23 protein-coding genes, 3 tRNA genes and 1 pseudogene are annotated in these 23,973 nt (G+C 34.1%); 17 read left to right on the top strand and 10 right to left on the bottom strand.

The window, feature by feature from the left end:
- Positions 1 to 28: 28 nt before the first annotated feature.
- Positions 29 to 994 (top strand): ACP S-malonyltransferase, encoded by a 966-nt coding sequence (fabD, locus tag M1L26_RS05000; protein ID WP_211908720.1) that lies wholly within the window; start codon positions 29 to 31, stop codon positions 992 to 994.
- Positions 995 to 1,433: 439 nt separating this feature from the next.
- Here fabD and gpmI read toward each other — a convergent pair whose 3' ends face one another.
- Positions 1,434 to 2,930 (bottom strand): 2,3-bisphosphoglycerate-independent phosphoglycerate mutase, encoded by a 1,497-nt coding sequence (gpmI, locus tag M1L26_RS04995; protein ID WP_211908457.1) that lies wholly within the window; start codon positions 2,928 to 2,930, stop codon positions 1,434 to 1,436.
- A gap of 196 nt (positions 2,931 to 3,126) precedes the next feature.
- Here gpmI and M1L26_RS04990 point away from each other — a divergent pair, with 196 nt between their 5' ends.
- Positions 3,127 to 3,861: a leucine-rich repeat domain-containing protein gene (locus M1L26_RS04990; protein ID WP_250120065.1), complete on the top strand. Its 735-nt coding sequence runs from the start codon at positions 3,127 to 3,129 to the stop codon at positions 3,859 to 3,861.
- An 86-nt stretch (positions 3,862 to 3,947) separates the two neighbouring features.
- Here M1L26_RS04990 and M1L26_RS04985 read toward each other — a convergent pair.
- Positions 3,948 to 4,019: transfer RNA gene (locus M1L26_RS04985), tRNA-Asn, on the bottom strand.
- 211 nt (positions 4,020 to 4,230) lie between these two features.
- Complete coding sequence (gene alaS / locus M1L26_RS04980; RefSeq protein ID WP_250120434.1) at positions 4,231 to 6,804, bottom strand: alanine--tRNA ligase; 2,574 nt, start codon at positions 6,802 to 6,804, stop codon at positions 4,231 to 4,233.
- Between the two features lie 218 nt (positions 6,805 to 7,022).
- Here alaS and M1L26_RS04975 point away from each other — a divergent pair, with 218 nt between their 5' ends.
- Positions 7,023 to 7,979, top strand: a complete 957-nt coding sequence (locus tag M1L26_RS04975; protein WP_211908452.1) for a hypothetical protein — start codon at positions 7,023 to 7,025, stop codon at positions 7,977 to 7,979.
- Between the two features lie 37 nt (positions 7,980 to 8,016).
- On the opposite strand, the gene M1L26_RS04970 is transcribed toward M1L26_RS04975, so the two are convergent.
- A complete protein-coding gene (locus tag M1L26_RS04970) occupies positions 8,017 to 9,342 on the bottom strand; it encodes an IS4 family transposase (protein WP_250119932.1) in 1,326 nt (441 codons plus the stop codon).
- Between the two features lie 134 nt (positions 9,343 to 9,476).
- On the opposite strand from M1L26_RS04970, the gene M1L26_RS04965 reads away from it, so the two are divergent.
- The 7 genes from M1L26_RS04965 to sucD all read left to right on the top strand — a co-directional run bounded on the left by M1L26_RS04965 (position 9,477) and on the right by sucD (position 13,790).
- Entirely contained in the window at positions 9,477 to 10,253 is a 777-nt protein-coding gene (locus M1L26_RS04965) for an ankryin (RefSeq protein ID WP_250120064.1), read from the top strand.
- Positions 10,254 to 10,321: 68 nt separating this feature from the next.
- Positions 10,322 to 10,393 (top strand) — tRNA-Glu (locus tag M1L26_RS04960).
- Between the two features lie 32 nt (positions 10,394 to 10,425).
- Complete coding sequence (locus M1L26_RS04955; RefSeq protein WP_250120063.1) at positions 10,426 to 11,121, top strand: 16S rRNA (uracil(1498)-N(3))-methyltransferase; 696 nt, start codon at positions 10,426 to 10,428, stop codon at positions 11,119 to 11,121.
- Positions 11,122 to 11,241: 120 nt separating this feature from the next.
- A tRNA-Pro gene (locus M1L26_RS04950) sits at positions 11,242 to 11,315 on the top strand.
- A 198-nt stretch (positions 11,316 to 11,513) separates the two neighbouring features.
- Positions 11,514 to 11,714, top strand: coding sequence for a 30S ribosomal protein S21 (rpsU, locus tag M1L26_RS04945; protein WP_211907618.1), 201 nt, complete (start codon positions 11,514 to 11,516; stop codon positions 11,712 to 11,714).
- 30 nt (positions 11,715 to 11,744) lie between these two features.
- Positions 11,745 to 12,905 (top strand): ADP-forming succinate--CoA ligase subunit beta, encoded by a 1,161-nt coding sequence (gene sucC, locus M1L26_RS04940; protein ID WP_211907619.1) that lies wholly within the window; start codon positions 11,745 to 11,747, stop codon positions 12,903 to 12,905.
- A gap of 3 nt (positions 12,906 to 12,908) precedes the next feature.
- Positions 12,909 to 13,790 (top strand): succinate--CoA ligase subunit alpha, encoded by an 882-nt coding sequence (gene sucD / locus M1L26_RS04935; protein ID WP_064085491.1) that lies wholly within the window; start codon positions 12,909 to 12,911, stop codon positions 13,788 to 13,790.
- Between the two features lie 6 nt (positions 13,791 to 13,796).
- Here the strand turns inward: sucD and dapF are convergent, their stop codons facing one another.
- Positions 13,797 to 14,591, bottom strand: coding sequence for a diaminopimelate epimerase (gene dapF, locus M1L26_RS04930; protein WP_010403976.1), 795 nt, complete (start codon positions 14,589 to 14,591; stop codon positions 13,797 to 13,799).
- Between the two features lie 72 nt (positions 14,592 to 14,663).
- Here dapF and M1L26_RS04925 point away from each other — a divergent pair, with 72 nt between their 5' ends.
- Complete coding sequence (locus tag M1L26_RS04925) at positions 14,664 to 15,809, top strand: glycoside hydrolase family 5 protein (RefSeq protein WP_250120062.1); 1,146 nt, start codon at positions 14,664 to 14,666, stop codon at positions 15,807 to 15,809.
- Here the strand turns inward: M1L26_RS04925 and M1L26_RS04920 are convergent.
- Positions 15,785 to 16,357, bottom strand: a complete 573-nt coding sequence (locus tag M1L26_RS04920) for a nitroreductase family protein (RefSeq protein WP_211907621.1) — start codon at positions 16,355 to 16,357, stop codon at positions 15,785 to 15,787. The two genes, M1L26_RS04925 and M1L26_RS04920, sit on opposite strands and share 25 nt — an antisense overlap.
- A gap of 96 nt (positions 16,358 to 16,453) precedes the next feature.
- On the opposite strand from M1L26_RS04920, the gene M1L26_RS04915 reads away from it, so the two are divergent.
- The 4 genes and pseudogenes from M1L26_RS04915 to M1L26_RS04900 all read left to right on the top strand — a co-directional run bounded on the left by M1L26_RS04915 (position 16,454) and on the right by M1L26_RS04900 (position 19,332).
- Entirely contained in the window at positions 16,454 to 16,981 is a 528-nt protein-coding gene (locus tag M1L26_RS04915) for a biotin transporter BioY (protein WP_211907622.1), read from the top strand.
- Positions 16,978 to 17,376 (top strand): DUF1284 domain-containing protein, encoded by a 399-nt coding sequence (locus M1L26_RS04910; RefSeq protein WP_211907623.1) that lies wholly within the window; start codon positions 16,978 to 16,980, stop codon positions 17,374 to 17,376. Before M1L26_RS04915 ends, M1L26_RS04910 begins: the two co-directional genes overlap by 4 nt.
- Positions 17,377 to 17,444: 68 nt before the next feature.
- Positions 17,445 to 17,915: pseudogene (locus M1L26_RS04905) on the top strand (tetratricopeptide repeat protein); the annotation flags it as partial.
- 91 nt (positions 17,916 to 18,006) lie between these two features.
- Complete coding sequence (locus M1L26_RS04900; protein ID WP_250120059.1) at positions 18,007 to 19,332, top strand: IS4 family transposase; 1,326 nt, start codon at positions 18,007 to 18,009, stop codon at positions 19,330 to 19,332.
- Here M1L26_RS04900 and M1L26_RS04895 read toward each other — a convergent pair.
- The 4 genes from M1L26_RS04895 to M1L26_RS04880 all read right to left on the bottom strand — a co-directional run bounded on the left by M1L26_RS04895 (position 19,309) and on the right by M1L26_RS04880 (position 22,878).
- Positions 19,309 to 20,268 (bottom strand): ankyrin repeat domain-containing protein, encoded by a 960-nt coding sequence (locus tag M1L26_RS04895; RefSeq protein ID WP_250120058.1) that lies wholly within the window; start codon positions 20,266 to 20,268, stop codon positions 19,309 to 19,311. The two genes, M1L26_RS04900 and M1L26_RS04895, sit on opposite strands and share 24 nt — an antisense overlap.
- Positions 20,269 to 20,447: 179 nt before the next feature.
- A complete protein-coding gene (locus M1L26_RS04890) occupies positions 20,448 to 21,026 on the bottom strand; it encodes an RlmE family RNA methyltransferase (protein WP_007302033.1) in 579 nt (192 codons plus the stop codon).
- A gap of 75 nt (positions 21,027 to 21,101) precedes the next feature.
- On the bottom strand, positions 21,102 to 21,617 hold the full coding sequence (locus tag M1L26_RS04885) for a PopZ family protein (RefSeq protein WP_211908566.1): 516 nt from the start codon (positions 21,615 to 21,617) through the stop codon (positions 21,102 to 21,104).
- 10 nt (positions 21,618 to 21,627) lie between these two features.
- Complete coding sequence (locus M1L26_RS04880) at positions 21,628 to 22,878, bottom strand: TolC family protein (protein WP_211908727.1); 1,251 nt, start codon at positions 22,876 to 22,878, stop codon at positions 21,628 to 21,630.
- Positions 22,879 to 22,982: 104 nt separating this feature from the next.
- On the opposite strand from M1L26_RS04880, the gene rplM reads away from it, so the two are divergent.
- Together rplM and rpsI are read left to right on the top strand one after the other, a co-directional pair.
- Positions 22,983 to 23,441: a 50S ribosomal protein L13 gene (rplM, locus tag M1L26_RS04875; RefSeq protein WP_211908568.1), complete on the top strand. Its 459-nt coding sequence runs from the start codon at positions 22,983 to 22,985 to the stop codon at positions 23,439 to 23,441.
- A 47-nt stretch (positions 23,442 to 23,488) separates the two neighbouring features.
- A complete protein-coding gene (rpsI, locus tag M1L26_RS04870) occupies positions 23,489 to 23,890 on the top strand; it encodes a 30S ribosomal protein S9 (RefSeq protein WP_172793449.1) in 402 nt (133 codons plus the stop codon).
- Positions 23,891 to 23,973 lie beyond the last annotated feature (83 nt).

The following is a 23,973-nucleotide window of genomic DNA, read 5'->3' as shown; positions in this document are numbered from 1 at the left end:
ATTCTCAATGAAGAATGAAAAATTTTTTATGATTTTTGCTTTTCCTGGTCAGGGCTCCCAATTTGTAGGAATGGGAAAGAGCTTATATGATGAATTTTCAGTTGCAAGGAACGTATTTGATGAAGTAGATGACAGATTGGGTAGAAAGCTGTCTCATTTGATTTTCAATGGCCCTATTGAGAAATTAACCATCACGGAAAACGCTCAGCCAGCTATAATGGCAGTGTCAATTGCAACGCTACGTGTTATGAAGCACGTATTTGGTGAATCTCTTTACAGCGTTCAGTATGTTTGTGGGCATTCAGTTGGCGAGTATACAGCGCTGTGTGCTGCAGGGGCATTGACGCTTGAGTCTGCAGTCAAATTGCTAAAAGTTCGTAGCGAAGCAATGCATGAAGCTTCACTAAAATGCAAAGGTGGAATGTTTGCTCTACTTGGAGCAGAAATAAGTGAAGTAGAAGGTATATTAAAATCAGCTCAAATTGATTGTGAAATTGCAAACGATAATGGTGGTGGGCAGGTAGTGGTGAGTGGTACTGCAGAGGCTCTTGAGGTCTTACCTGATTTATTCAAAAACTCAAGTGTCAAGAAAATGATAAAATTACAAGTTAGTGGGCCTTTTCACTCATCTTTTATGAAACCTGCTGATGAAAAACTTCTGGAATTTTTAAAAAGCATCAACATAACTCGCCCTTCGATTCCTTTTGTATCAAACGTTACAGTTAAGGAAGAAAGTGATCCAGAGATCATAAGAGCTTTGCTCGCTAAGCAAGTTGTAAGTAGAGTAAGATGGAGAGAGATGGTTTTATATATGACAAGCCATGGCACTAATAAGTTTGTTGAAGTTGGCCCTAACAAAGTTTTATCTAATCTAGTTAAAAGAATTGACCAATCTATCAGTGTGAAAAATATAGATAGTATTGGTGATATTAATAGCTTCTTTGATGAATCATTAGTACTAACAGCGAAAAATTTAAAAGTTGGGTTAAGTTAAAGCATATCTATTTAATATCATTCAAGTAGCTAACACTAGTTCCTTTATGATGGTGTCATCCCAGTGCTTGGCACTGGGATCCAGATTGGGCATTAAGTTGGTAAACACTTTACAACGTTTTTTGTATAAAAGGACTGGATGCCAGTGTCAAGCACTGGGATGACACCGAATAGGCTACTTGAATAATACCGAAAGAGCTACTGGAACGACAAGGTGCTACTGAATGACACCTCTGGGCACTGCCATCATAAAGTTGCTACTTTTTAGATGAACAAAGATGGTCAGCGCGTGACTCTGGAATCCAGGAGTCAAGAAGAATGGGATCCCAGCACTGGGATGACACTGAAGGGGCTACTGAAATAACACCGGTACTACTTTGAGTGACACCCTTACGATGTTTCAAACTACAACAGCTGTGCATAGAGAGTAATGCGAAAAATTATACAATCAACGAACTACCTGTCATTTCATTTGGCTTTTTGAGCCCAAGTAGCTGTAAAATAGTGGGGGCAATATCAGATAATTTTCCATCTCTTAGTTTTAGATTGTTACAAGATATAATGAATGGAACTTTGTTTAGAGTGTGTGCTGTATGAGGTGTGTTATTTTCTTCATCGAACATACATTCTACATTGCCATGGTCTGCTGTAATAATGAGTGCGGTGTTACCAACTTCTTCAGCAGCACTTAGCACTTTTGCAAGGCAATCGTCTACAGCGAGTACTGCTTTCTCAGCTGTTTTTATATTACCTGTGTGTCCCACCATATCAGGATTAGCATAGTTTGCAACTATCAGCGCAAATTCTTGAGAATGAATTTTTTTTACAAGTTCTTCTGTGAGCTCAAAGGCTGACATTTTAGGCTGCAAATCATAAGTTTTAACTTTTGGTGAAGGAATTAGTATTCTTTCTTCACCAGAAAAAGGTTCTTCTCTTCCACAATTAAAAAAGAAAGTCACATGAGCATATTTCTCAGTTTCTGCAATGCGCAGTTGCCGTAATTTATTGTCTTCTATTATCTGTCCCAAAGTGTTGGCAAAAGATTCAGGAGGAAAGAGATAAGGGATTTTTAAGTCCGCTTTATATTGCATCATACTTAAAATTGAAGAGAATTTTGCCACTTCAGTATAGCCTGCTTTACCAAGACAAATACTTGCCAATTGTATCATTCGATCAGCACGAAAGTTAGCCAATAGCAATCCATCTTCTGGTTTTATACCTTGATAATCGCCTATTACTGCGGGCCTGATAAATTCATCGGTTATATTATTTTGATAATTTTCATCAATAAGCGATACTGCATCATCATAACGAGGCGCCTTTGCAAATGCGATGGCTTCATAAGCTTCAATTGTTCTTTCCCACCTACTATCACGGTCCATAGCATAATAACGTCCAGAGACAGTGGCAATTTTTATATCATTGTCTTTTATACTCTCTGTAAATTCTTGAATGCATCTTTTCCCTGAATTTGGAAATGTGTCTCTGCCATCTAAAAATGCGTGTATTACAACTTTAATTCCGCGCTGTGATATTTTGTTTGCTAAAGATGAAATGTGCTTTTGATGCGAATGAACACCGCCATCTGATATCAATCCCATTATATGGCATATGCCATTCTTACTTTTTAGATCATTAATAAAATTCTGTAGATTTGCATTATTTTCTATCGTTTCGATTTCTTGATTAATACGCTGAAGGCTTTGCATTACCACTCTACCACTGCCAATATTCATATGGCCAACTTCTGAATTGCCTATTTGACCATCTGGTAATCCAACATCAGTGCCACAGGCAGATAGACTGCATTTTGGATAATTAGAGCTAATATATTGCCAGCAAGGGAGATTTGCATTGCTAATAGCGTTGTATTTACTATTTTCTATTCCATTACCCCAGCCATCTAATATACATAAAACGACTGATTTAAAGTTCATATAAAAGTTATCATCGAGAACCTCCGATGATACCAAAAACAAACTCTTCTCACAACTTTTGTGTTAAAATAAGAGATATAAAAAGCTGCTTGGAGGCAATGGTATATGAAGTTTTTCATAAAATATTTTATTAAAGTGATTGACAGTTGCTGAAGTGTTTACTAAAACACTTGCATAGCTTTAATAGTGAGGTCAAATGAGTTATAGCCAATATATAAAGGATAATACTTTAGCAACATCAGGTGCTATAATTAATGTTGATAGATTAGTAAACTTTTTAAAAAGCAATACAAAGATTACAAGACTTATTTTACGATGTTCAAAAATTAATTATGAGGTTATAAAAGAATTAGCTCAGCTTTCTCATCTTACTTCACTTGATCTAAGTTGCAGTTATGTTGGTACAGAAGGTACAAAGATTTTAGCAAGCGGGAATCTTATAAATCTTACTTCGCTTGATTTAGGAGGAAACGAAATTGGTGATGAAGGTGTAGAGGCTTTAGCAAGTGGAAATCTTACAAGTCTTACTGAGCTTAAATTATATGATAATAAAATTGGCGATAGGGGGGCAAAAGCTTTAGCGAGTGGAAATCTTACAAATCTTACGTTGCTTAGTTTAGGATGGAATGAAATCAGTGAAAAAGGTGCAGAGGCTTTAGCGAGTGGGAATCTTATAAATCTTATTACACTTAAAGTATATGATAACAGCATTAATTACAGAGGTTCACAGACTTTGGCGAGTGGAAATTTGGTGCATCTTACTTCAATTATTTTTAATTATTGTTATATTGATAGCACGTTCCCTAAAAATGTCCTGCCTTCACTGCAAAGTAGGTGTAATAGAAGAAAAATAGGGGAAGAATCAGGTAGTAAGCTAAGTGAGGTACAGGCATCTTTGCATTTTGAAAGTAAAGGTTTTAAAGCTATATAACTCCACAGTTTTGTCTGTTTAAGAGACAGAGAAAAGTTAGTGAATTCTGGGCTAAAAATGAAATGTACAGATTGTATAAAACAATGCTCCCCGGGCCGGATTCGAACCAGCGACCAATTGGTTAACAGCCAACTGCTCTACCACTGAGCTACCGAGGAATAAACTGTTTTTAATTTATCATATTGAACGTAGATTGTAAATGATTTTTATGTAGACTTTAAACCTAGATATCATTCCAGAGCATGGAGCTGTAATCCAGTTCTTATTACCTGATATGCTCATTTGACAGTTAAGTCTTCTCTACCCTTATTTGCATAATACCTTGACGATTCCGTTCACGGTTAAAAGATACCGAGGTAGTAGGGTGTATTAGTTTTTGCAAGCTGTTATTTTGCTATGGATTGCTGTAATGGCATCATCTATTTTATTGTTATCACAGCCTGTTTGGGCAAGTTCGGCATTTCCACCGCAATCCCTTCTGGTTACAGTAGATACTAGCTCTTTTGCATTGATCTTATTAGTTAAATCTTTACTTACTTTGACAATCAAAACTGTTTTATCTTTTTCTGTTACCATGAAAGCTATTACAGTTTTCGGTTTTTGTTGCTGTAGAGCAAATTCCCTTATTATACTTCCTGGAACGTTATTGAAAGTGTGGCTTACGAAATTTATTCCATTTATTTCGGTACTTTTTACAGTTTCTACACTGATAAGCTTTTTATAAAGATTTTTTATTTTGACTTCAAATTCTTTGCGCTCCTGGCTTAAAATACTGAGTCGACTTATTATTTCATTTACTGGTGCTTTTACGCATTCTGCAACTTTTTTTAAGCTAATTTCGTTATTGCGTACATAATTAATTGCTTCTTGACCGGTTAAAGCTTCAATTCTTCTTACTCGAGATGCAACGGAACATTCTGCTGCTATCTTAAACAAACCAATTTCTCCGGTACGCTCCACGTGTGTACCACCACATAATTCTTTTGAATCTCCAATTTTTACAACCCTAACATTATCACCATATTTTTCACCAAATAAGGCCATCGCTCCTTCGTCTATTGCCTCATCCATACCTTGAACTTTTGTGGACGTAGAAAGATTTTCTCTGATTAGAGAGTTTACTATATCTTCTACTGAAGACAGCTGATCCTGAGTGACTGGCTTATTGTGACTAAAGTCAAATCTTAGTCTATTTGGTGCGACTAGAGAACCTTTTTGAGTAACGTGATCACCTAAGATTTTTCTGAGTGCAAAGTGTAGAAGATGTGTAGCTGAATGATTTCTTCTTAAGTCTTGTCTTCTTTTTTTGTTAATACTAGCTGTAACTGTGTTACCTTTACAAATTGAGCCGACGCACCTGTGCAAATACAAGTCATTAATCTTGTTGGTATTTTCGACTGTTACCATACTTCCATCAGACTGTATAAGATTTCCAATATCTCCCACTTGTCCACCTGACTCTCCATAAAAAGGTGTTTTATCAAGTATAATAGTTATCTTTTCTCCTTCTTTTGCAGAATCAATTACTTCATTTTTAGAGGAAATTATTGCGAGTACTGTTGCATCTTTTACTTCATCACGTTCATAACCAACAAATTCCGTTTTGCCAAACTGATCGATTAAATTAAACCATACTTGTTCAACAGACTTTTCACCAGATCCAGTCCAATTAGCACGTGCTCTTTCTTTTTGCTCTTTCATTGCATTATCAAAACCTTTTTGGTCAAAATTTATTTTTCTTTCTTTCAAAATATCAAGTGTGATATCCAAAGGAAATCCATAAGTGTCATATAGTTTGAATGCTGATTCTCCAGATAGAGTGTCACCTGATTTTAAATCTGCAGTGAATTTGTCCAAGAGATTAATGCCTTTCATTAAAGTGTCTTTAAAGTTTTCTTCCTCTGATTTTAACGTTGTTTCTATTAAGCTTTTAGCCCTGATTAGCTCTGGATAAGCATCTCCCATATAAGCCAAACTTGTGCCATCTATGAGTGCAGGAAAAACAAGGTTCAATAGAGAATCATTATATCCAAGTAGGTGGATATAACGTACTGCTCTCCTGATCAATCTGCGTAGTACATAATTTCTTCCTTCATTTCCAGGAAGCACTCCTTCTGCGATGAGAAATGCAGCTGCACGAAGGTGATCTGCGATAATCTTATGAGCTACTTTATTTTCCGTATTTCCACAGTACTCTTGCGATTTACTTACCAGAGCAGAAAATAAGTCAATATCATAGTTATCATGAACGTTCTGCATAACAGCTGCTATTCTTTCAAGGCCCATTCCGGTATCGATGCATTTTTTTGGTAATTTTTGTAAATTACCTTCTTCATCTTTATTAAATTCCATGAACACCAGGTTCCAAATTTCAACAATTCTGTCGTCTTCATGCAAATCCTGATTTGCATGATCGTAAAAGATTTCAGAACATGGGCCACATGGACCAGTATTGCCCATGCTCCAAAAGTTATCATCTGTTGTAATTCTTATGATTTTATCATCTGAAAAGCCACTTATCTTACGCCAAATTTCATATGCTTCATCATCAGTGTGGTAAACAGTTATGGATAGTCTGTTTTTATCAAGAGACAATTCTTCAGTAATAAATTTCCACGCAAATTCTATCGCAGTTTCTTTAAAGTAATCACCAAAGCTAAAATTTCCGAGCATTTCAAAAAATGTGTGATGCCGAGATGTATAGCCAACATTTTCAAGATCATTGTGTTTACCACCTGCTCTGAGACACTTTTGACTTGAGACGGCACGTTTCATTTCAGTTTTTTGCGTGCCGGTAAAGATGTTTTTGAACTGTACCATACCAGCATTTGTAAACATGAGTGTTGGATCGTTCTCTGGAATCAAAGGAGAAGAAGGAACTTGCTCATGATTATTATTTACAAAAAATTTTATAAATCTTTCTCTAATTTCGTTTAGCTTCATCATTTTTACTGAGGTTATCTATGCATAATAAGTTGTAACAGAAGTAAAATCAATTTATCAATCTAAATATTAATATATACATTACTTAGTATAATAAAAGTAACTTTTACATAAAAATTTTAATAAAAAGATATAGGTTTAAATATTTTATCCACTAACATAGAGAAGTATTTATTAATTCAAATAATACTTTTATTAATTAATTTAAGGAGTGTGAAATGCCAAAAAAATTCCAAAACACTAAGAATAGCATGCGAAAGAGAGAAACAAAAAATAAGCAGGAGATGGATGGTCCAACAATTAGAATTGTATCTGACTTGGAAAGTATAAAACAAAACAGAAGGGTAGAATTTTTAATTAAAGGAGAGAATTTAACAGTAAAAGACCTCTCTATATCTTCTAGAGCAGCTGAGATAGGCTTGGTTACAGGAATAGTAAATTCAATAGACATTCCTCAAGCAATTCGTGAATCGACAATAGATAGAATTATTTTAGGTCTTAAGAGTGGAGAAATAGAAAAAGGTAAAGAATATAATTATAGAGAATTTAAGAAAATATATCTACAAAACCTTGTAGATGAATTGGGTAAGGATAGTTCAAAAAAGCTAAAAGAAAGAACTGATGAAAATAGCCAATTGAGAGGATCTACTACTGAAGAAATTGATTATCAGATGAAGGAAGGTGTAACTATCGAATCAGCTTCTTTAACAAAACAAGAATTCGATTTTGCATCAAGCAAAGTAACTACTAAAGAGATTAATGACGTAATAAATGAAATAGAAGAATCAAACGCTAGTTATGGAATGACACCTGAAGGTATAAGTAGTGTTTCCCGTTTTGATAGTAATTCACAAGAAGTATTAGATCATTCTATATTTAATAGCACAGATGTGGAAGGGCCTAAATTACCCGAAATAAATGGAGGACAGTATATAGGAATAGCAGGGATTGCTGGTGGTATATTGGGTGGAGTGCTAGCAGTAGCTTTTGCAGGATTAGGATACTTTGTATGGCATAGAAAAAATAGGGAAGGTAGCTACGATGTTGAAAAAGCTATGAAAAACCTTCCTGAACAAACTCAACTTGAGCATTCCGGATCTACATCAGAAATAGAATCTTTGCTCAGCAATGCTACATCGGTAGCACATCTATCTTCTCAGATTAGTGTTGAGTAAAATTCCAGAGTTTGATGGCACAACCATACGCGTCAAGTTAAGAGATTGTGAGCAAATTTAGAGAGGTTAAAGTGGATACTCTAGCCCTTCTACGTTTGTCTTTTAATGAAAATAGCGACCAAGTTATAGTGAGTTTTTTAAGAAATGCTTTTAAACTATTAATTTTGGTTAATACTAAAAATAACTCTCTAACCCGCCTTTTTAGCTCAATAAATGCCTTTGTTAAGCTAAGTTCTGTATTCTTTTTCACTTCTGTGCAACCAACTATGCCGTGAAATATAAGAATTGCGCACAATTTAGCATATAGTTCACATAATACTCTGCATGGCTTTCCTTTTAGCTTATCAAGCCTGATATGGCTTTTATACAATTTAAATAATAACTCAATTTGCCACCTTACTCTGTAAATCGTTAATACTTGCTCAGCACTAATTTTATTTTCTGGAACATTAGTTATAAATATTGACCAGTTCAACAATTTTTGATTTCTTTTAGAGGATGTATATCCCTGCGATCTTGCTAATCTATTAGCTTTCCTTCTTCTGGCCATAGACTGTTCTTCAGTTAGTTTCTGACATATAATTCTTACTCTAATTTTTGCTTCTTTTCCTAACAATACCTCGTTTTCTAAAAATAACTTATCCTCTAAACATTCTAATAACTCCATTTTTTGATTTGTTTCTACATCATATATGTTGGTATCAGATTTATAACGACTTATGAAATAAGCTCCTATTTCATTGATTTGTTTAAAAGAACTTGGCACAAAATAACCGAGATCAGATATTAGCAAATCATTGCTTAATATATTACTTAAATGTTTCCTATATCCCTGGTCTGATCTTACCCCCTCCGTTAAATTAAGTTGGTCTATTATCTGATTCATGTAGTCGAAAACTAATTGTAACTTTATTCCAGACTTAGTATTGCTTTCATAGCCACTGTAGCTAGTACCATAACCTTTATACATCTCTTCCATACTGTTAGGTAGAGTAATATAGCTACTGTCCAATAATTTAACACTATTAAATTGCTGTAAGATTTTGCAATCAACTTGCAAGATATTTTTAAAGAGAATCACAGATTCATTATACATCCTTTTCATAAATTCCACTGCTTCTTCAGTAAATCTAAAATCCAAACCTTGTTTTGTTATATCTATCGAGTCCTCGTTTAGTAATTGACACATTGTTTCTACGCTACAATTATCAACTCCTATATTACCCAAGACCATGGCTTTTACGAATGATGAACCTTTTAGCTTTCTCTTTCTTTTTATAAACCTTGTTGTAATTGAGATTTTCTCTGCTTTTTCATTAAAAAATTCTTTGAGCTTTTTTGATAAGCAAGTTATTTTATTCATTGGTTCTCTCACTAAAAGTATATCTGGGAGAACTTATACCTTATTATTCTATCTCTTTCATACCTTTATTTCCTTAACTTGACGCGTATGGAGATAAGGACAGTCTCAAAGATCGTAAAGAAAAATGTTGTTTAGTGCTTGGTGAGCTAATAAAAAAAGAAAGAAAAGAAATATTGGAGATTTTGAAACAAACGGAAAGTTGTGACAAGCTTAAAGAGGAAGTAGAGCTAAAATTTAAGGCCAACTCACCTAAAAAACCTCCTAGAATTTTTGAGCATGATGATATTTTACTTTTAAAAGAGCCCATTTATGATGAGGTATATGACGCTAAGGTTAGTAACTCATTAGAAGAGTTGAGAGTATCGGAAGAATCCATTTATGCTGAAGTATATGATTTGCATAAAAGATCTGCTGAAAATTTATTATTGAAAGATAGTGGTTGTTCTAGTATATCAGGAGAACCTATTTATGAAGATGTAGATGATTTCTCAGAGCAAAAAAAGCCTACTAGCTTAAATCATAAAGAGCAACCAGAGCCTATTTATGCTAAGGTAGATTTATCGAAAAAGAGATCAGAAAGACAAGCAAAACATATAAAAGATAATTCTGGGACTTATCATGGATTAGTGCAGGATAAAGTGAATAATTTGCAAGTAAAACTAAATGAGCAAAGTGCTAATAAGCCAGCGAGTCAGCAAATCAAGACCAAGGCTGGCTTTAACGTAAAAGAAATAAGGCAAAATTTTGAGCGTAGAGATTCTGGATACGATTCTGGCTATGATTCAGATACAAAAGTTGAACAAAAATTAGAATTAGGATCTAAAGCTCCTAAATCTGAGATAGGTTCAGTAAGCATTGAACATGGGGTAATAGGAGGCTGTCGATATAAAATCACTGATATATCACTCTAACTGTGTGATTCAAAATAATTGAATTGACTTTATATGTATAATCGATATAACTCAGTTAGATTCAAGTCGACTCTTTCGTCTAGTGGTTAGGACACCACCCTTTCACGGTGGTAACACGGGTTCAAATCCCGTAAGAGTCACTCAAACAGAATGCAAATAACTAAAGTTTTGAATGAAAAAAATTAGGCTTTATGTTGAAGAAGCTTTATCACAAAATGTAAGTTTGGTGCTTCATCCACGACAAAGTCACTATATTTACAATGTAATGCGGCTTAAGAAGCATGATAACATCTATCTTTTTAATGGAAAGGATGGAGAATGGTTAGGAGAAGTAGTGAATATATCAAGTAAATCGACAAAAATTATAATAAAAGAACGCACTAAACAACAACAACATGAAAAAAATCTATATTTGTATTGTGCTCTGGTAAAAAGCGGCGCCTTAAGCAACATAGTAAGACAAGCAACTGAAATGGGAGTAACCTGCATTCAATTTATTTCAACAGAACGTACAGTAGTAAAAAACATTAACCTAAGTAGAGCGAAATTACAGGCAATTGAAGCTGCGGAACAATCCGGTAGGACAAGTATACCACAGATTTTTCTTCCTATTAATTTTTGTGAATTATCCGATTCTCAGAATAAAAATTTTGTTTTGTGTGATGAAACAGGTGAAGGACAACCTCCTAATAAAGTTCTAAAAGGCAAGAAAAACGTTGCTATTATTGTTGGCCCCGAAGGTGGTTTTTCATCTTGCGAACTTGATTCTGCCAATAAATTTTGTCAGAAACTGAGTCTAGGAAAAAGAATTTTGAGAGTTGATACTGCTGTAGTTGCTGCATTAACCTTCACCAATTGGTATAGCTAGATTTTTTAATATGGCTAGTGCAACTTGACACTCTATATAAAGATCTGCATTATATTTTTCCTAAAAGAAATAAATGAAACTTGCATTTTTCCGAACTATCGATACTCTTAGTAAGGAAGTCGGGGCGTAGCGCAGCCTGGTAGCGCATTTGGTTTGGGACCAAAGGGTCGGGAGTTCAAATCTCTCCGCCCCGAGATTAGAAAAATTACAAGAGCACTGTAACCTAAGAGCAATTTTTATCAGCAAGTAAATGATTGACAACAGAATGAAGCTTTTTTCATATAAATCACTGCATATCATATTCTATCGCTCAAGTTTATAAAATAATTGACAATGTTAATTTTCTAATTTATAAATGGATTTTGAAGTGATTACCGAAGGAGGTATAGAGTTTGATTGAAGTATCAGTCCATTATGGTGATGTAGATAGAGCTCTTCCAGTGTTGAAAAAAATAATTCAAAAGGAAGGAAGAGGGATCAAAATGAAAAAAAAATATCACGAAAAGAAATCAGAGAAAACAGCTAAAAAAAAAGCTGAAGCAAGAAAAAAGAGGTATCAGCAAGAATGCAGAAGACAGCGTTATGGTTGGTAGCTTTTACTAAGGTTAATAATTAGTTATCTTATGAATATTCACGAATATCAAGCAAAGGAAATTTTACACAAGTTTAATGTCCCGGTACCAAAGGGTTTTGTTGCTACATCTGCAGAAGAAGTAGAAACTCAAATAAATCAACTAAAATCTGACGTGTTTGTGGTTAAAGCTCAGATTCATGCAGGTGGTAGGGGTAAGGCTGGTGGCGTAAAGCTAGCAAAGTCAACTAAAGAAGCTCAACAACTTGTAAAGGACATGCTTGGCATAACTTTAGTTACTCATCAAACAGGGCCAAGCGGACAGCAGGTAAAGAGAGTATACATTGAAGAAGGTTCAAGCATTAAAAAAGAGTACTATTTGAGTCTAGTAGTCGATCCAAAGCTTAGCAGGCTAGTATTTATATTTTCTTCAGAAGGTGGAATGGATATCGAAGAAGTGGCAAAAAATTCTCCTACAAAGATTGTGAATTTTAATATTGACCCTGCTACTGGTTTTACAAGTTTTGATAACAATAAGCTTTGCAATAGCTTTAATCTGAGTTCAGAACAAATAGGAAAGGTAACGAATATTGCAAAAAATATATATGATGCGTTTATTACAACTGATGCGAGCCAGATAGAAATTAATCCACTAGTTGAAACGAATGCTGGAGATTTTATTGCACTTGATGCTAAAATTAATTTTGATGACAATGCTCTATACCGTCATTCAGAAATCGTGAGCCTACGTGATTACGATGAAGAAGTCAAAGAAGAAATAGAAGCTTCAAAGCATGGTCTCAGTTATATAAAAATGGATGGCAATATTGGTTGCATGGTGAACGGTGCAGGTCTTGCTATGGCAACAATGGATATAATAAAGTACTATGGAGCAGAGCCTGCTAACTTTCTAGATGTTGGTGGTGGAGCAAGTAAGGAAACTGTCACTGAAGCATTTAAAATTATATTATCTGATAGTAATGTAAAAGGAATTTTGGTTAATATATTTGGCGGTATAATGCGTTGTGATATCATTGCAAATGGAGTAGTTGAAGCTGCAAAAGAAATAGATATTAAGGTCCCTTTAGTGGTTAGATTATCAGGCACTAACTTCAAAGAAGGAAAAAGAATTTTAGAAGAGTCAGGGCTAAATATTATTGCTGCAGACGAACTTGACGAGGCTGCACAGAAAATAGTACAAGAGGTGAAGTAGAGTATGTCTGTTTTAGTAAATAAAGATACAAGATTAATATGTCAGGGCTTTACTGGTGCACAAGGTACATTTCATTCAGAACAAGCAATTAGCTATGGAACCAAAATGGTTGGCGGTGTAACTCCTAGCAAGGGTGGAAGCACTCACCTTAATTTACCAGTTTTTAATACCGTAGCAGAAGCTAAAGAAAAAACTGACGTGAATGCTACTGTGATATATGTACCTGCTAAATTTGCAGCTGATGCAATACTTGAGGCAATAGATGCAGAGATAGAATTAATAGTTTGCATCACAGAGGGCATTCCTATACTTGACATGGTAAAGGTAAAGCACGCTCTCGCTGGTTCAAACAGTCGATTGATTGGCCCAAACTGTCCAGGGGTTATTACACCCGAAGAATGCAAAATAGGAATTATGCCAGGACATATTCACAGACGTGGACATATAGGAATTATGTCTCGCTCTGGAACTTTAACTTATGAAGCGGTAGCACAAACAACCGCTGTTGGTCTTGGTCAGTCAACATGTATAGGAATTGGAGGGGATCCTGTTCATGGTATGACGTTTGTTGATTGTATGGAGTTGTTTTTAAAAGATGATGATACTCATGGTATTGTAGTTATTGGTGAAATAGGTGGAAACGAAGAAGAGGATGTATCACATTTTGTGAAAACAGAAAAAACTAAAAAGCCAATCGTTGGTTTTGTAGCAGGTCAAACAGCACCTCCAGGAAGACGTATGGGGCACGCTGGGGCTATTATCTCCTCTAGTGGCGGAAGTGCTGGTGCAAAGTTAGAGGTTATGCGTAGTGCTGGGATTGCGATTGCAGAAACCCCTGCTGTGATTGGTAAAAAGGTGTTAGAAGTAATGAGTGTCAGTGCCTAGCCTAGGTCATAAAAACCCTATATCCCCAGTCATCAGTATATTTTTTGACCACTCAATCAGTAACTGACCTCCTGGTAAATGCACTGAAGTTTGTTTAGTAGCCAAACACTTACGAAGTATAGATGCAACAAATGCTGCACAAGCCGCACTACCACATGAAGCAGTAATACCTGTTCCTCTTTCCCAAACTCTTAAGTTTATTTCTCCAGATTTTTCTATTTGTGCAATACTAACATTTGTTTTCTGAGGAAATAATTCGTGATTTTCTAGCTTTGGTCCTAAATTCTGCAATGGTATTTCGCTTATGTTATCAACAAAAAAAACTATATGAGGGTTACCAATATTTACTGCAACTGGCTCTTTCAGCATTTCAAGCTCTATAGGTAGATAAAGGGGATCGCATTCACAAGAAAGAGGAATTTCATTCCATTTAAGCAGTGGTTTACCCATATTGACCTTTATTGATTTATCACCTACTTTAAAACATTCTAAGATACGATTATTTATCAGCTCAATAGTGATATATTCAGTACCTTTTTCTAACATTATCAAATATCCAACACAGCGTGCTGCGTTTCCACACATTTCAGCTCGACTACCGTCAGCATTGTAGATATGCATAAAGCAGTTTGCAGCATTAGACATTGTTATAATTATCACTTGATCACAACTGCCTTGATCAGCAATTTGTCTATAATTCCAGTCTAAATTATTTGCTGAACGTGAGTCTATGATAACAAAACTATTGCCAGTACCATGCATCTTTACAAACGGGATCTTGTCTGTTAGGTTACTTACCATTATAGCAAAATTATATAAGTGAAAATTTTTCTTCTAATTACAGCTGTTTTGTATTCTATAGTTTTCTGTAATGTGAGTGCTAAGTCAATACCGGAGAACAGCAAAATGCTCTTTTGGCAAACTGGAGTTAGAAAGGGAGCAAATGTTTTCAATAGAAAAGTTGATAGTGACTTAATCAAAGCAGCAAAGGAATACAAAATTGGTTTTATTCGTCTTGCTCCTGACAAATTTGAAACTACGCAACGTGACTTCCTCTTAGGCAATGCAGACAATTATCTGGGCCTGATTTCCAAAGACCTGAAAGTTCTGAAAGATGTTTTAGATGCTTTTCATCAACAAAAAATACCAGTAGTGTTAACGATGCTTAGCTTACCTGGATCTAGATGGAAGCAAAATAATAACGATAAAGATGATTTACGTTTATGGTCAGATCAAGCTTTTCAAAAACAAGCAGCAAAATTTTGGCAAGATCTTGCGAAAGAGCTTAAAGATCATCCTGCTATTGTTGGATATAATATCTTAAATGAACCACATCCAGAAAGGCTTTATAATACTGCAGACTCGGCTATTTATAACGTAGAACAAAGCAAAGTTCAGAAGAATCTATTTGGCTTTTATAGCAGCGTGGTAAACAGTATCCGCCAAGTTGACTCAGAGACCCCAATAATATTTGATAGCAGCAGTTATGCTGACTCTAATACTTTTAACAAATTTGAACCAGTTAGTGATAAAAATGTTCTTTATTCATTTCATATATATGAGCCCTTTGCTTATACAAACTTAAAATTAAACCAAGGTAACTTCGCCTACCCTGGACATGTTCAATCTTTTGATGCAAAAAAAGTAGAGTATTGGAATAAAGATAAGTTAAAATCATATATAGAACCTGTAAAAATTTTCCAAAAGAGGTATAATATACCAGATTATAAGATCCTTGCTGGAGAGTTTGGCGGGCACCGCTGCTCAAAAGGATTAGAGCACTATTTTCGAGATCTTACTTCTATTTTTAATGAATATAATTGGCATTTTGCTGTTTATGGCTTTCGAGAAGATATATGGGATGGTATGGACTATGAACTTGGAAGTAAGAAATTATCGTGGAAAGATTGGCAAGCAATTGAAGAGGGTAGGATGAAAAAAAATTATTTGCCAAATAATTCAATTTTTAAGATATTAAGAGAAGAATGGTCAAGTCAGCTCGCTGGCCATTCGTCATAAAAGAATATTTCTTTTATTGATCTTCTTTGTTTTTCTTTGACTTCAGCACCCTCTTTTTCGTAACCAACTGCTATCACTGACATTACATTAAAATCATCAGGTATATTGAATCTCTTAACTATTTTATCTCTATCAAATCCACCCATTTGATGAGCCATTAAGTTCATAGCTGCAGCCTGCAGCATAAGTGCATAATTTGCTGCACCAGTATCATGCTTAGCCCAAAAATTTTCTCCTTTACCTTGTTTACGGAAGTTCTTAGCGCTTAGAGATATAATTAGTATTTGTGCATCTTTTGCCCACTTTTGATTAGATTCATCAAGGCAACCGAGCAATTTTTTCCATGCGCTTTGATTGTTCTGTTTGTTGCATATCACATATCGCCAAGGTTCATCACCAAAACACGAGGGTGTGAGCCTTACAGCTTCTATTAAAATATCCATTTCTTTCTGAGATATTGCTCTTGTAGGATCGTATGAACGTCCGCTGTGTCTTTCTTTCATCAACGATAATAGATCTTGTTTACTCATCATTTTTAAATAGTGCATAAATAATTCATTGTAGCGCAATATAAGCAAAATTTAAATTGCAAAACCTCTTATACACATATATTACATTTAGTAAGTTATTTTTATTGGGAAGATATGTTTATAACACAATCAAGCAGTAGGTCAACACTGGCTGAAATATTGTCTTGTGTTTTACTTTTATTCTTGATGGCTCAAATAAGCATACCATTGCAGCCTGTGCCTATCACATTGCAAACTTTAGGATTAATGCTTGTTGGGCTTAAATTTAACCGCAGAACAGCATTCTATTCTGTGCTTACATATCTATCACTTGGTGCAGCAGGATTTCCTGTTTTTGCGAATTTTTCTGGTGGTCATCACATTTTTCTCGGGCCAACAGGTGGATATTTGATTGGCTGTTTAGTTGCTGTTGTAGTAATGAGCAGAGTAAATGAATTACTGAACTCTAAATATAAATCATTTATGTGTAATTCTTTAAGTTGTCTGGCGGGTACAGTCGTAATCTTTATTTGTGGTATTAGTTGGCTTACTATTTACGTGGGTCTGAAACAAGCAATAATGGTAGGTGTTTTACCATTCATCCTTCCTGGTTTGGTAAAAATTTTTCTACTTGTAGCAGCTTTGCAGTATTTGAAAAAGTGATAAGGTTTCGTCCTCATCATTTTATGTGCACTCTTGCATTTCAAGGGTATGGATATTCTCAGAGCTTTGTAGAAAATTACAAAAAGATAGCAAGTAAAGTAATTAGTGATCCTAATACTAAAATCGAAGTAGTTGATAATCTTGACACTATTTGCAGTGTTTGCCCAAACCAGACTAAACAAGGTAAATGTACCACACAAGCTAAAGTTTTAGAGCTAGATAGAAGGCATATGGAAATTTTAGGAATAAAAATTGGCGAGATTTTGACCTGGAGTGAAGCAGTCAAAAGAATTAGAAAGAAAATGTCTTTAGAGAAATTTGACTACGCATGTGAGGAGTGTAATTGGCAACCATATGGAATGTGTAGAAGTGCTCTTTTAACTCATTCTAAATAGTATCTGCCAATTAATAATATCTTTATTATTATATTAGATAAGTAATTTAGCATTTATGAATTTGTAATGTGTTGCGTATAGTTCAAAGAAATAAGATTTACTGGTTACGCGCTGCAGCCAATGCCACAACACTAGGATCTATGTTTGTCTGCATGTTAATTTGCGTTGTGATTTTATGGAGGTCTTCTGTTACCTATGCTAGTGAAAATTTGGAGATACAGAAGGTCTTTGATAGTGTTGTCAAGCATATAAAAGCTGATAAAAAATATAAAGATCTTGATGTTCTCGAGAGAAAAAGTGACAAATTTAATATCAAAATTTCGCAGAATTCTGGCAAGAATTTTGACATATACTCTATTTTAAAAAAAGCAAAAGATTCCTTTGAGTTAGGAGATAGTGAAACAGCTACTTCTCTCCTCAATCAGATTATCGCAAGATTTCCTTATCATGAAAGTGCTTTAATTGGACTAGGGAATATCTATTACGCTAACAAAGAATTTAAAAAAGCTGTAGAGATTTACACAAGACTGTTAAAAGAATCATACGCGTCAAGTTAAGGAAATAAAGGTATGAAAGAGATAGAATAATAAGGTATAAGTTCTCCCAGATATACTTTTAGTGAGAGAACCAATGAATAAAATAACTTGCTTATCAAAAAAGCTCAAAGAATTTTTTAATGAAAAAGCAGAGAAAATCTCAATTACAACAAGGTTTATAAAAAGAAAGAGAAAGCTAAAAGGTTCATCATTCGTAAAAGCCATGGTCTTGGGTAATATAGGAGTTGATAATTGTAGCGTAGAAACAATGTGTCAATTACTAAACGAGGACTCGATAGATATAACAAAACAAGGTTTGGATTTTAGATTTACTGAAGAAGCAGTGGAATTTATGAAAAGGATGTATAATGAATCTGTGATTCTCTTTAAAAATATCTTGCAAGTTGATTGCAAAATCTTACAGCAATTTAATAGTGTTAAATTATTGGACAGTAGCTATATTACTCTACCTAACAGTATGGAAGAGATGTATAAAGGTTATGGTACTAGCTACAGTGGCTATGAAAGCAATACTAAGTCTGGAATAAAGTTACAATTAGTTTTCGACTACATGAATCAGATAATAGACCAACTTAATTTAACGGAGGGGGTAAGATCAGACCAGGGATATAGGAAACATTTAAGTAATATATTAAGCAATGATTTGCTAATATCTGATCTCGGTTATTTTGTGCCAAGTTCTTTTAAACAAATCAATGAAATAGGAGCTTATTTCATAAGTCGTTATAAATCTGATACCAACATATATGATGTAGAAACAAATCAAAAAATGGAGTTATTAGAATGTTTAGAGGATAAGTTATTTTTAGAAAACGAGGTATTGTTAGGAAAAGAAGCAAAAATTAGAGTAAGAATTATATGTCAGAAACTAACTGAAGAACAGTCTATGGCCAGAAGAAGGAAAGCTAATAGATTAGCAAGATCGCAGGGATATACATCCTCTAAAAGAAATCAAAAATTGTTGAACTGGTCAATATTTATAACTAATGTTCCAGAAAATAAAATTAGTGCTGAGCAAGTATTAACGATTTACAGAGTAAGGTGGCAAATTGAGTTATTATTTAAATTGTATAAAAGCCATATCAGGCTTGATAAGCTAAAAGGAAAGCCATGCAGAGTATTATGTGAACTATATGCTAAATTGTGCGCAATTCTTATATTTCACGGCATAGTTGGTTGCACAGAAGTGAAAAAGAATACAGAACTTAGCTTAACAAAGGCATTTATTGAGCTAAAAAGGCGGGTTAGAGAGTTATTTTTAGTATTAACCAAAATTAATAGTTTAAAAGCATTTCTTAAAAAACTCACTATAACTTGGTCGCTATTTTCATTAAAAGACAAACGTAGAAGGACTAGAGTATCCACTTTAACCTCTCTAAATTTGCTCACAATCTCTTAACTTGACGCGTATGGTTGCGCCTAACTCTGAAGAAACTTCTGATTGTACATTAACTACATTTAGCTGGCTGACTAAGACTTGACGTTTTTTTTCAGCAATAGCCTCCTTTAACTCATCACAAGGCTTATACACTTCATACGTAATACCACCAGCAACAAGTCCTGTGAGTACAGCAGCAGCCACAGCTATCCCAGCCATAGCACCTACTGATAATGACACACCAATAAAATATGCAGAAGTAACTACTATAGCAGCTACAATAGATGTAATAATAAATATACCAACACCACAGACTATTCCTCTCATAATCGCGTCTTCAGTAACCATTTCTGCTAGATCTTTGTTACAACGACCTTTTACTAAAGGATCAGCACCTGCTTTTAATAGAGCTCTTACTATCTTGTGATGACTCTTATAAGCAGCAATACACAAAGGAGTGTATCCACATGTATCTGGCAAATTAATATCGTTAGGCCCATTAGCTAATATAGCCTCTACTATCTCCATTTTGCCTTTCTCAGCAGCACGAGATAAAGGGGTGCTTTCACTTTTATCTCGCAAATTCAAACTAGCCCCCTTATTTAATAGAGCTTTTACTATATTTTCATTACCTTTTTCAATAGCCAAATGTAAAGGAGCTTTTCCATATACATCTTGCAAATTAACATCTATACCTTTTACTGCTAATAGAGCTTTTACTACATTTTCTTGATTATCTAGAAATGCTACACGTAATAATGTTAATTCTTCTTTGCCATAATAATTATTATTACTAAATTTATAATTTATATCACAATTTTTCTTCTCCCATTCTTTATAAGTAGATAGTTCTCTTTCTTGTAGTTGCTTTCCTATTTTTTCAACTATGTTATTACCATTCAAATCATTTTCACGATTTACTATACTTAATATCTGTTTCAACAATTCTAAATACACATCAAACTCTCCTATAAAAATAATAATAATATACTTTAATTATTATATATCTAAGCAATAAAGTCAAGAATTTAATTAACTATCATAAATATTTAAACAAGAAAAAGGGGCTTTTGTGCGAGCGTTATTAATCTTCAGTTTAATAGGATAAGATTCGTCAACATTTCTGTAAGTACCTGCTATACAGAATAGTTGCCACCAATAAAGCCTAAACTTACTAAATACATTTCTGTAGATTCAGATCTACTTGATTTTGGTTTGAAGTATCTTACTGTTTTGAACATTTTTTTTAGCTCATTGCAGAAATCTTTATCAGACTCTCCTTGAAAAATTTTTACTACAAATTTGCCATCATGATTCAAAAAATGCTTTGCAAAATTGAGCGCTGCTTCGCATAAAAGCATAATTCTGATATGATCTAACGATTTTAAACCGCAAGATTCTGGTGCCATATCAGATAAAATTACATCAAATTTGTGATCCTTGAATTTTTCTCTTAAAATTTCAAGTTCGCTGATAATATCACACTGTATACACTCTACTCCACTAATTGCGTTTATTGGTTTTATGTCAACAGCAATCACACTCGCTCCTTTCTTAGATGCAACTTGTGACCATCCACCAGGAAAAGCGCCAAGATCAATAATTTTTTGCCCTTGTTGGAGTAGTTTAAATTTATCGTCTATTTCTATTAACTTATATGCCGAGCGCGATCTATAACCGTCCTTATTGGTTTTTTGCACATACTGATCATTCAAATGGCGATGTAGCCATCTTGTTGAAGATAATTTTCTACCTCTAGCTGTTTTTACTCTGGTCTTTATACTAATAACCTACTTATTATTGATTATATCTTTGAGCTCTTTTTCAACTACTTCTTTTACCAATGCATGTAGATACTTATTCAGCCACTCTGAAAGCTGAGGTTTTAAAAGAGATACAACTAATTCTTCAACAGTAAGATCCGCTCTTTTTTGTTGTTTATGCCGTAGTTCGCTTTGCATCTTTTCAAGCAATGTTTTAATTTCCTCCATATTTTCTTTTAAAACTAAATGCTCGTTACTTTGTTCTTGATAGCTCACTTTGTTACTACTCATTTGGATATTATTATACAAATTTTTCTCTTCTGAGTTGTAACTATTAAATTGGTTATTCATTTTCTCACTTTGGCAATTATTCTCTTCTTCACTATTTTCTTTTTCTTCGATGTCTTCTGGGTACTCCTCTTCAAGGCATAATACGTCATCATCTTCATCTATTATTTCTGCTCTATCGCCGCTTGGATTTTTACCCGATATAGCTTTTTTTATATCTTCTAGTATATCTTTTACAGATTGATTATCGCTCATACCATTAAATTTAAAGGTTTATACTATTTATCATAAAAAGCAAATTGTAAACACTAATTACATAATTGCTTTTTGCCTGAATTAGATCGGAACGTGCTTTAAATAATTCATCTTCAGTATCCAAAAGATCAGTTGTACTCTTTAAATGCAAGTTTACTTCTTGCTCAACTCCTTCTAATGCTAAAGCTGCCGCTTTTTCTGCTTCTTGACTTGCTTTAATAATAGCTTTTGCTGTCAGCACGTTATTCCAAGCATTTATAACTGCTTGTTCTATATTTTTTACTGCTTCGTAATAATCGTAAGTGGATTGTTTTGCATCCATTTTAGCTCTACTAACACCAAAAACATTAACTCCTCTTTTAAAGATCGGAATATCAAGAGTAAAGACAACATTCACATTTTCTAGTAACGTGTCTAATTTTATATTGTCCTTTCCAAAATTTTTACTTGCGCTTAGATTCAAAGAAGGAAGCCACTTGGAACTTTCAGCAATCACTTCCATTCCAGCAGCTCTTTTTTTATAAATAGCTGCTTTTAGGGACAAGTTGTTGGTTTTTGCTAACTGTAAACATTCATTTAATTCTGGTATAGAAGGTAGTTTACCATTAGTCTCGTGAAGATTATCAGCATCTTCACCAATTAAATGATAGTAAGCAATATTAGCGAGCTTTAATTCACCTTCAGCATCAACTCTTTTGGATATAGAAGATGAAAATTTTGCTTTTGCGAACAAAACTTCAGCATTAGTAACTTCTCCAAGAGAAAAGCGTTCTTTCATAGCTGACAAGTGTTCTAAAGAAACACGTTCTTTATGTTCCCCCAATTTTAATATTTCTGCCTTTTGTAAAACGTTAACATATGCTTTCACAGCCCTGAGTGCAACTTCTTGCTTAGATTGCTGAAATCTAATTTTTGCTGCTTTGAGAAGATGATTTGATCGGCTGAATGTAGCAAAAGTGCCACCACCATCTATTATTCTTTGACTTAATGTTAGACGTTTTCCAGAGTTTTGTAGACCGTTAATAATATTAAAATTACTATCGAAATTATATTGTAAATTGATGTCAGGTAAAAACCCAGCCAATCCAGAAGATTTTAGTTGTTTTTCAGCACTCTTATATTGGTAAAATCGAGACTTTATTTTTGAGCTGTTTTTGATAGCTTTGCTTATAGCTTCCTCCAAATCAATTGCATAGCAACCTATGGTACAAAAAGCAATTACAAATATAATAATCAATCGAAACATTTTGCTTTCTAGCATGTTGTTTAAGTTATTAGCATAAATTACTTTAATAATCAATAACTAATGTTGTTGACACTATCAAGCAACTTAGTATATCATAACCTACTGTTATGTATTGATATATGAAAACTTTTTTCTTAAAAGAGAAACAAATTAATAAAAAATGGCTTGTTATAGATGCAGAAGGATTAGTAGTAGGAAGGCTTGCAGCATTTGTAGCAATGTTATTGCGTGGAAAACATAAACCTGAATATACACCTCATATGGACTGTGGTGATAATGTAATCATTGTTAATGCAGAAAAGGTACATTTTACCGGAAAGAAACTTAAAGATAAAATCTACTATAGGCATACAGGTTATTCTGGTGGTTTAAAGAAAACTACTCCAGATAATATTTTAAATGGCAAATTCCCTGAGCGTGTGATAAAAATGGCAGTAAAAAGAATGCTTGATGATGGTCCTATGGCACGTAGAAGGTTTGAAAATTTGTATGTTTATTCTGGTTCAGAACATAAGCATCAAGGACAGCAACCTGAAAAAATAGATTTTGCCTCTTTAAATCGTAAAAATAAGAAATAATGGAGTAAAAAGTGAAAATAAACAATAATGATCAGCCAAAAAAGGCAATGATTGACTCACTTGGTCGTTCATATGCCACAGGTCGAAGGAAAGAATCTGTAGCAAGAGTATGGATGAAGCCAGGAAGTGGAAAATTTAGTGTTAATAAAAAAGATGATTTAATTTCTTATTTTAAAAGAGAATCAGTGTGTCAAATGATTAAAGCGCCATTCATAGTAACTTCTATGTTAGATAGGTATGATGTGTTTGCAACTGTAAAAGGTGGAGGACTATCTGGCCAAGCAGGTGCCTTAGCTCATGGAATAAGCAGAGCTTTAAGTAGTATAAGTCAAGATCTACACTCTATATTACGTAAAGGTGGATTCCTAACTAGAGATTCACGTGTTGTTGAGCGTAAGAAATATGGTCAACATAAAGCTCGGAAAAAATGTCAGTTTTCTAAGAGATAATTGTTTCATAATGGTATTTTTTTGTAAATATTATACAAGTTCTTACAAGGGTTTATGACATTTTCTCTTTTTATGACGAATTT

The organism is Wolbachia endosymbiont of Ostrinia scapulalis (genome assembly GCF_023559145.1).
Lineage (GTDB): Bacteria > Pseudomonadota > Alphaproteobacteria > Rickettsiales > Anaplasmataceae > Wolbachia.
Note: the sequence above shows the minus strand (reverse complement) of the source record. Positions and strands in the feature narration are given on the sequence as shown.